Source organism: Treponema sp., from assembly GCF_045657965.1.
Lineage (GTDB): Bacteria > Spirochaetota > Spirochaetia > Treponematales > Treponemataceae > Treponema_D.
In genome coordinates this window covers 1-8,336 of record NZ_JAZOUG010000109.1, presented here as the reverse complement: position 1 = coordinate 8,336, position 8,336 = coordinate 1, and the positions used below count along the sequence as shown (strand labels likewise).

General features: G+C 38.9%; 5 protein-coding genes and 1 pseudogene. All 6 read left to right on the top strand.

What is annotated here, in order from left to right:
• Nucleotides 1–130: 130 nt before the first annotated feature.
• Nucleotides 131–925 carry an ABC transporter substrate-binding protein gene (locus ACKI5B_RS04085; RefSeq protein WP_407426097.1) on the top strand — a complete coding sequence of 265 codons (795 nt, stop codon included), beginning with the start codon at nucleotides 131–133 and terminating at the stop codon, nucleotides 923–925.
• 11 nt (nucleotides 926–936) lie between these two features.
• Nucleotides 937–1,596 carry an amino acid ABC transporter permease gene (locus ACKI5B_RS04080; RefSeq protein WP_407426095.1) on the top strand — a complete coding sequence of 220 codons (660 nt, stop codon included), beginning with the start codon at nucleotides 937–939 and terminating at the stop codon, nucleotides 1,594–1,596.
• A 24-nt stretch (nucleotides 1,597–1,620) separates the two neighbouring features.
• Nucleotides 1,621–2,379: an amino acid ABC transporter ATP-binding protein gene (locus tag ACKI5B_RS04075; RefSeq protein WP_407426093.1), complete on the top strand. Its 759-nt coding sequence runs from the start codon at nucleotides 1,621–1,623 to the stop codon at nucleotides 2,377–2,379.
• A 79-nt stretch (nucleotides 2,380–2,458) separates the two neighbouring features.
• Nucleotides 2,459–4,867 (top strand): adenylate/guanylate cyclase domain-containing protein, encoded by a 2,409-nt coding sequence (locus ACKI5B_RS04070; RefSeq protein ID WP_407426091.1) that lies wholly within the window; start codon nucleotides 2,459–2,461, stop codon nucleotides 4,865–4,867.
• A complete protein-coding gene (locus tag ACKI5B_RS04065) occupies nucleotides 4,830–7,619 on the top strand; it encodes a FecR domain-containing protein (RefSeq protein WP_407426089.1) in 2,790 nt (929 codons plus the stop codon). The genes ACKI5B_RS04070 and ACKI5B_RS04065 overlap by 38 nt, the downstream gene beginning before the upstream one ends.
• A 40-nt stretch (nucleotides 7,620–7,659) precedes the next feature.
• Nucleotides 7,660–8,336, top strand: a pseudogene (locus ACKI5B_RS04060) (hypothetical protein); the annotation flags it as partial.

Below are 8,336 nucleotides of genomic sequence, written 5' to 3'. Positions count from 1 at the left end.
TGTGTTAATATAATGAATGCCCGCAAGGATGTCTTGCATATTTATTCATGAATTCTGTATAATTATCTAATCGAGGGGACGACGGCGTTAATATCGTACGGAGTCCCTTTATTATTTTAAGGGGTACACTATGAAAAAAATTGCACTCGCTGTCATTGCTCTGGCAGCATCTTTATCATTCATCGGCTGTAATAAAAAGGTTGAAGCCGGTGAATTTACTGTTGAAAAAGGCAAACTCAAGGTCGGTATGGAAATCGGTTATCCTCCGATGGAATACTATGATACTGACGGAAAAACTCCTGTCGGTTTTGATATCGAACTTGGTAAAGCTGTTGCTGCAAAACTCGGCCTTGAAGTTGAATTTGTTGACACAGCATGGGACGGAATTTTTGCTGGTCTTGAAACAAACAAATATGACTGTGTTATGTCAGCTGCCACAATCACTCCGGAACGTCTTGAATCAATGGAATTCTCTCGTCCTTATATCGGAAACGGTCAGACAATCGTTGTAAAGGCTGATTCAGGTTTTTCTCCTGCAAACCCGGAAGACCTTGAAGGAAAAACAGTTGCTTATCAGGCAGAAACTACATCAGATATCTTCATGGCAAAGCAGGCTGAAGCAGGTCTCAAATTTACTCCTGCTGAATTCGACAAAGTAATCAATGCTTATGATGAACTCAAACTCGGCCGTTGTGATGCTGTTGTTTCAGATGCTCTGGTTTATGCAAACTATGCTGAAGATCCTGCATTTGTTTCAACATGGGTTGGTTCTGCTGATGAATATTTCGGTGTAGCAGTACGCAAAGGAAATTCTGTTCTTGTTGAAAAAGTAAATGCTGCTATCGAAGAAATGATTGCTGATGGTTCAATGAAAGAAATCTATATCAAAATCTTCGGAACAGATTTGAGCGAAACAATTAAATAACTGGAGTTAAAATGACCGCTTTACAGAAAATTATCGGCTGGATTCCGGCTCTTTTGGAAGGAGCAAAAATTACTATTCTTCTCACACTTACATCAGTTGCGGCTGGAATTGTAATCGGGCTTTTTCTTTCGCTCGGCAAAATGTCAAAAAAGCAGGTTCTTAAAAAAATCTGCGAGGCGTATATTTTCTTTTTCAGAGGTACGCCGCTTTTGATGCAGCTTTATTTTCTGTACTTCGGCCTTCCAAAAATATTCCCGTTTCTTACACTGAGGAACAAATTTCTGGCTGCATTCATTGCCTTTGCATTAAATTCCGGGGCTTATATGGCTGAATATATCAGGGCGGCAATTCAGTCAATTGATAAAGGTCAGAAAGAAGCAAGTCATGCGCTTGGTTTTAATTACTGGCAGACAATGGCTTTGATTATCGTTCCTCAGTCAATCCGCCGCCTTATTCCTTCAATCGGAAATGAATTTATTATGGTCTTAAAAGATGCTTCACTTGTTTCTCTGATAGCACTTGAAGATATTACTAAAGTAACGAGAAGTATTGCATCATCTGCCGGAAATGAACTGGTTTATATTCCTGCAATGATTCTTTATCTCATAATTACGGCGGTCTTCTCTGTTGTGTTTAACCGCACCGAGAAAAAATTCAGTGTTTATGAATAAGCTGGTTCAGTAAAGGGGATTTTAATGAGTATAATTAAGACTGAAAATATCGATGTTTCATTTGGTGATCTGCATGTTCTTAAAGGGGTTTCTCTTGAAGTTCAGCCAAAGGAAGTAGTGTGCATAATCGGACCTTCTGGGGCAGGAAAATCAACATTTCTTCGGACTCTTAACCGTCTGGAAAAATTTGATTCCGGAAAAATCTTTGTTGATGACAAACTTCTTGAAGAATTTGAAGGCGGTGTTGAAAAATTCAAAATGCCTAAAAAAGAACGTTCAAAAGTTCTGCTTGAAATGGGCATGGTTTTTCAGCGTTTTAATCTTTTTCCGCATAAAACAGTTCTTCAGAATGTAATGATTGCACCGGTTTTTGTCAAAAAATCTTCCCGTGAAGAAGCCCGGAAAAAGGCACTTGAGCTGCTTGACAGAGTCGGATTAAAAGACAAGGCAGATGAATATCCTGCACGGCTTTCAGGAGGACAGCAGCAGCGTGTGGCAATTGCGCGTGCTCTTGCTATGGAACCAAAAATCATGCTTTTTGATGAACCTACAAGTGCACTTGATCCTGAGCTTGTTGGTGAAGTTTTAAATGTAATGCAGCAGCTTGCAAAGGACGGCATGACGATGATTGTTGTGACTCATGAAATGGCTTTTGCCCGTGAAGTTGCAAACCGCGTACTCTTTATGGAAAGCGGTAAAATCGTTGAAGAAGGAACTCCGGCAGATATTTTCACAAATCCTAAAAGTGAGCGCCTTCAGCAGTTTTTAAAAAGCGTATTGTAAATCATTTTCCTCTGTATTATTTTGAAAATAATATTAAAAGATTATTGAGAAATTCATAATTTCTGCCGATAATATACAGATGAATTCATTTGAATACGGAGACTTTGTTCTACCTTCCAGAAATAAATCTTCTCAAAAAACTCTGTTGAATATGAATGGAGTTTTTGTCCGTGAAAAAATAAAAAATTCTGGTAAAATTCCTGACAAAACTTCAGATTTATCTCAATTAAAGCAGGCTGCTGACGATTTTATTCTGGAAGAGCCTGCAGAATTTGTTCCTACACGTGCAGATGAAATTTCAAAATTTCTGGCTGATGATAAAAAATCTCTTAAACTTGAAAAAAATGCAGTTAAACTGATTCGTAAATATGAAAATTTAGAAACACGGCTTGAAGAAAAAGCTTCTAAAATCCGCCGGCCGATTGGCTTCAAACTTGTTGTTATTATTTCTATGCTTATGGTAGTTGCTGTAGGCAGCGTAACCTATGCTGTTTCGTATTTTGCAACTCAGGATTCACGTTCAAATGCTGAAGAAAACAATCTGGCCATTAATTCAAGAACCACAAGTGATACAGAAAACCGAATTAACAGTGCTGTTTCATCTGTAACAATGCTTCTTGATTTGATGGCAAATGCTGCGGACTCAGAAGCAGATAAGCGTGGAATCGAAAAACTGTTCTTTGAACGTAATAAGGATATTGTTGCTGTTTATTATTCGCGTGAAGATGAAGGAATTCTTTTTTCTAGCGATGCATTCCTTGTATCTCACGAAATAGAATATGATACTGTTCTTTCTTATATGCAGCAGGAAACTGATGGTGCTGAAAAAGCAAAAAGCGGTATTTTTGAAATTCTTAATTCTACGCCGTTTTTCAATGTTCCGATGATTTGTCTTTTTTGTCCTCTTTCAACTGCAAACGGGGACGGCTATGTTTCATTTTTATATTCAACTCAGGAAATTGCAGAAAGTTTTGCTGCCGGCAGTATAAATCAGTCGTCTTTTGTTAATAATGAAGGCATTGTTCTTATCCATGCTGATTTTGAAAAAATGAATACAGCAGCTGATGAAAGTGAATCTAAAATTGTACAGGAAATGCTTGCAAGTTCTGTAGGCAACGGTCAGATTCCTTATACGGACGAAAATGGGGATGAATATATCGGTGCATTCCGTAAACTTGCTATTGGAAACGGCGGTGTAATCACAATTGTAAAAACTTCTGTAGTTCTTGAAGGTGTAAGACGGATTACAATCCGGAATTTTTTCATAATGGGCCTTATTATAGCACTTTCAATTCTTGTAATTTATTTCTTTGCAAAATCTTTAAGCACGCCTTTGCGGCGTTTAACTTCCATTGTTAATGAAGTAAATAAAGGAAATTTCAATACAGAACTTTTTGATGAGTTAAAACTAAAGCGCAAAGACGAAATCGGTGTCCTTGAACGCAGTACTAAAAATGAACGGGAAATTCTTAATATGGTTTCCCGTCTTACTAATAAAGGTGTAACAAAGGCTGTAATTACAAAAGAAATTGACTTTGAGCCGCACTTAAAAGACATTACGATTTTTTTCAGTGATATCCGCGGTTTTACTGCAATTTCTGACGGCTTTAAAAAACGGTTCGGTGAGCACAGTGCGGCAGAAATCATCGGCTTTTTGAATGATTACATGAGCCGTATGGTAACCTGTATCAATAAAACCGGCGGTATCGTTGATAAATTTGAAGGCGATGCAATTATGGCGGCGTGGGGCGTTCTCAGGAATGACGGTCTTGAATGGGAAAAAATGGCTGAAACTTCAGTTACCCGAATTCTGAAAGAAGAAGCTCACAAGGCTTATGTAAAAGCCGATGCGATGAGTGCGATTACCTGCTGTATTGCAATGCGCTATTCTTTGATGAAGTATAATAAAGATGCAGAGGCATTTACAAAGGAACATGCAAACGATCCTCTTGCAAAATACAAACCGCATATTCAGATTGGTGCTGGTCTTAACTCAGGCCGTGCGACAGTCGGATTTATGGGGTCATTTGATAAAATGGAATTTACTTCAATCGGGGATTCAGTTAATTTTGCAAGCCGTGCTGAAGCAAGTAACAAGCCCTGCGGTACAGATATTCTGATAACGCAGGATACTTACGATATTCTCAAAAAAGATTTTATCCGCTGTGAAGAAAATAATTTTATAATCCGCCCGGTAAATATCCGTAATGAAATTATAGTGGAGCGGATTCCCGTAGAATTTGAAGTAAAAGGCAAAGGAAAACAGCATTTTTATGGTGTCGTAAATATGCCGAACTTTGACATAGAAGAATTCTTCAAATCTGAAGACGAAAATTTTGTTGTGGATTCTGATTGTGAACGTGCAGTCGGACCTGCAGGACCGAAAACATTAAAAGAACTGCGCGCTCTGCTTGGAATTCCGACCCCTGACTTTGATAAGGTGAATTTGGATGCGGAAGAGAATAAGATTCAAGTCGCTGTTCCTTGATTTTTTTGTGATTCTTTTCTGTCTGTCCGCTGCCGCTTATTTTGGCTGGCTTTTCTGGCAGGATTTGAACACATTTACAGTCCGCAACGACAAAGACGAAATCGGATATATCTCATTTAAGCAGAATGTGGCTCAACGAAAGTTTGATGACCGGGTTGTCTGGGAAAGAATTACAACCGGTACAAAGCTTTATTACGGGGATACAATCCGTACTGCAGATTTGGCACAGGCGATTTTGACTTTAAAAGACGGTACCGTAATTGATCTGGGCGAAAATACCATGATTCAGGTGGGTACAAATTCTTCCGGCGGAATTCAAATTTCTATTGACGGCGGTGATATTCAAATCGATTCTACAACAGCAACTTCCAATGTAGAAGTTAAGCTTGATGACGGTTCTGTTGTAAATGTTGATGCCGGAAGTGCCCTGGCTGCAAAAAGTGACAGCGCAACAGGTGTACATAATGTCGAAGTTAAAAGCGGTTCTGCTCAGGTTACGACAGAAAGCGGTCAGAAAGCAGACCTTGCTTATGGTGAATCTGTAAATGTCGAAAAAGGAAAAGAAATTCAAAAAAATCCTGTTTCTGTAATTTATCCTCCAAAGGAATTGAAAATCCTTAATGTAAAAGAGGATGCTGTTCCTGTGCGTTTTGAATGGAAAAGCAGTGCAGGGGATGCTGTTACAATTCAGACTTCTTATTCGCGAGATTTTACGAAACTTATTGCAAGCCGTGATATCGTAAATTCTTCAACTGCAGAAGTTAAGGTCGGAAAAGGCGTTGTATTCTGGAGGGCTTTTACAGAAGAAACAAAAGATAAGGCAGTTGAAGGAAAAATCACTATTGAGAATATCAAAAATATTCAGGGGGTTTCTCCGGCAAATTCAACTTCATTTAAATACCGTTCTTCTTTGCCAAAAGTTTCCTTCAGATGGAGTGGAAATGAATATGCAGAAAGATACAGGGTTTTGATTTCTGCCACTCCGGATATGCGTTCCGTTGTTTTTGATTCAGAAGTAGCCGGAAACTTTGTAAGTGCAGATTCTCTTGAAGAAGGAAATTACTGGTGGCAGGTTACGCCATTCTACTCACTTAATAATCTTGGTTACGCCGGCGAAAGTGAAATTTATACCTTCAAAATTACAAAAAGCCAGGAAATCAAGCGGCCGGAACTTTCATCGCCTGCTGAAAGCGCACAAATCGTATACAAAGATGATATTTCTGCAAATTTCTTATGGAAATCAGAACTTAAAAATTCAACTTATACTCTGAGTATTGCCCGTGACAGTGATTTTAATTCAATGGTTTACACTGCACAGACAAATGAGACAAGATTCTCAAAAACTTTTGCACCGAATGAACTTTATGACGGCACGTATTACTGGAAAATTGTCCGCAATTCTTCTGACCCGGATGATCTTTATCCGGAATCTGAAATCCGCTCGTTCCGTGTAGCCCGATATATTCCGCAGGACAATAAACTTCTGTATCCGCCGGAAAATTTCAGCATTGAAAGCAGCAGGGTTGCTTCAACTGCCTTTATGTGGAAACTTGCAGACGAATACGATAAAAAGTCCAGCGTTTCTGTAATTCAGATTTCTCCAAATCCAAATTTTGCCCAGATTCAGATTGAAAAGTCTACAGCAGCAACTGTTATCGACAGTCTGATTCTTCCTTCAGGAAATTACTGGTGGCGTGTCGGCATCCGTGATGAAAAGGGAGCTGTTTCGGCTCTTACTCAAAGCAGAATGTTTACGGTTCTTTCAGAACTTACTCCTCCGAATTTAATTTCACCGGTGCAAAATCAGGAAATTATTGTTCATAACTACATGCCTGTTTCTGTTTCATGGACAGGAGTTTCTGAGGCTGATTACTATATCGCAAAAATCTGTAAACCAACCGGCGAAGTTGTAAAAACACAGAGTGAAATTCATGATACTTCTGCTCACTTTGTTCTTGATGATGGAAATTACATCGTTCAGGTACATTCTGTTGCTGTAAAAGATGATGCATCTCAGCCAAGAGTTTCTGTTGCTTCCGAAAAGAATTTCTCTGTCCGTTCTCCGACTATGGTTCTTGCTGAAAGTCCTGCAAACGGCACAAAAATTCCGGGGCTCACGGCTTTGCGCACTCCTGTTGTCTTTACCTGGGTTTCTGGAAAAGACAGAGTTTCTAATTACCGGCTCGTTCTTTCAAAAATTCAGAAAGATGGTTCGTCAAAAGTTGTCGAAACAATTGAAACTGTAAAAACTTCTGCTTCAATTCCGCGCTTAACGGAAGGTTCTTACACCTGGAAAGTTGCTGCCAGCACAGGCAATGGAATTCCTGTTGATTCAAAATCAATGACCTTTACTGTAGAAAGCGTGGCTGATCTGTCCGCCCCAGAATTAGTTTCTCCTGCAAGTGCTCTTGTAATGGACGGCGCATATCTTAAAAAGCACCGTTCCATTGAATTTAACTGGAATGAAGTAAATGGAGCCAGTTCATACACCTTTGCTTTATACAAAATTGAGCCGAATGGAAGCAGAACGGTTATTTATACTGAACGAAATACAAAATCTTCGTCTGTAACTTTAAAAGATCTGTCTATTCTTGATGTCGGCACTTTTGAATGGACTGTAAGTGCTGCTTCTTATGCAAAAGACGGCTATCTTGAACAGAAAGGTCTTTCTTCAAGCCGCAGATTTACAATTGATTTTGCTTCACCGACAATGGTTGAAACTGTAAACCCGGGAACTCTCTATGGAAATTAGGCGCTTTTTATTTACCGTTATTTCCAGATTTCTCATTTTAATGGCTTTGTGTTTTCCTCTCTTTGCAGAAAGTTCAGCTTTTTCTCAAAAAATTGAATGGAAATCAAATGCAAATGCCCTTGAATACAAAGTTGAAGTTCAGAATACAGCAACAGGAAAATCTACCTTTATCACTACTGATAAAACTTCTGCAGAACTTTCGCTCGTTCCTGGAAATTACCGCTACCGCGTCTTTGCCTATGATTTTCTGGGAAGGGAAGCCGGTACAAGTACATGGACGCGTTTTGATGTTTATAAGGCGGCAAAACCAAAAATAAAGAGCGTTGAGGATAAAATCACACTGGATAAAAATAATCCGAATGTCGAACTCAATGTAAATATTTCTGATGTTAATGCTGAATCAAAATTTGAACTCATAAATGAAAATCTTGAAGGCCGGATAGACAGTTCAGAAAAATCAAAAATGAACTCAAACGGTTCTGAAACAGAAAGCGTTTCTAAAATTCAGTTTAAGGATATTCCTCCGGGAAGATGGCGGCTTAAAGTTACAAATGCGAGCGGTCTTTCTTCTGTTTCTGATGTAATTATAGTTGAAGGTGAAAAAACTTATACCGAAGAAGAACTTGAAAAAATCCGTTCTGAGGCAGAAAATGCCGTCAGAAAAGACATGCAGGAAAATCTTGATTCTTATATAAAGCAGGCTGAAGCTAAGTCGGA

Bases quoted from the DNA above. Each gene is read 5' to 3' on its own strand.
- ACKI5B_RS04085 (WP_407426097.1), top strand. From the start codon at position 131: ATGAAAAAAATTGCACTCGCTGTCATTGCTCTGGCAGCATCTTTATCA.
- ACKI5B_RS04080 (WP_407426095.1), top strand. From the start codon at position 937: ATGACCGCTTTACAGAAAATTATCGGCTGGATTCCGGCTCTTTTGGAA.
- ACKI5B_RS04075 (WP_407426093.1), top strand. From the start codon at position 1,621: ATGAGTATAATTAAGACTGAAAATATCGATGTTTCATTTGGTGATCTG.
- ACKI5B_RS04070 (WP_407426091.1), top strand. From the start codon at position 2,459: ATGAATTCATTTGAATACGGAGACTTTGTTCTACCTTCCAGAAATAAA.
- ACKI5B_RS04065 (WP_407426089.1), top strand. From the start codon at position 4,830: ATGCGGAAGAGAATAAGATTCAAGTCGCTGTTCCTTGATTTTTTTGTG.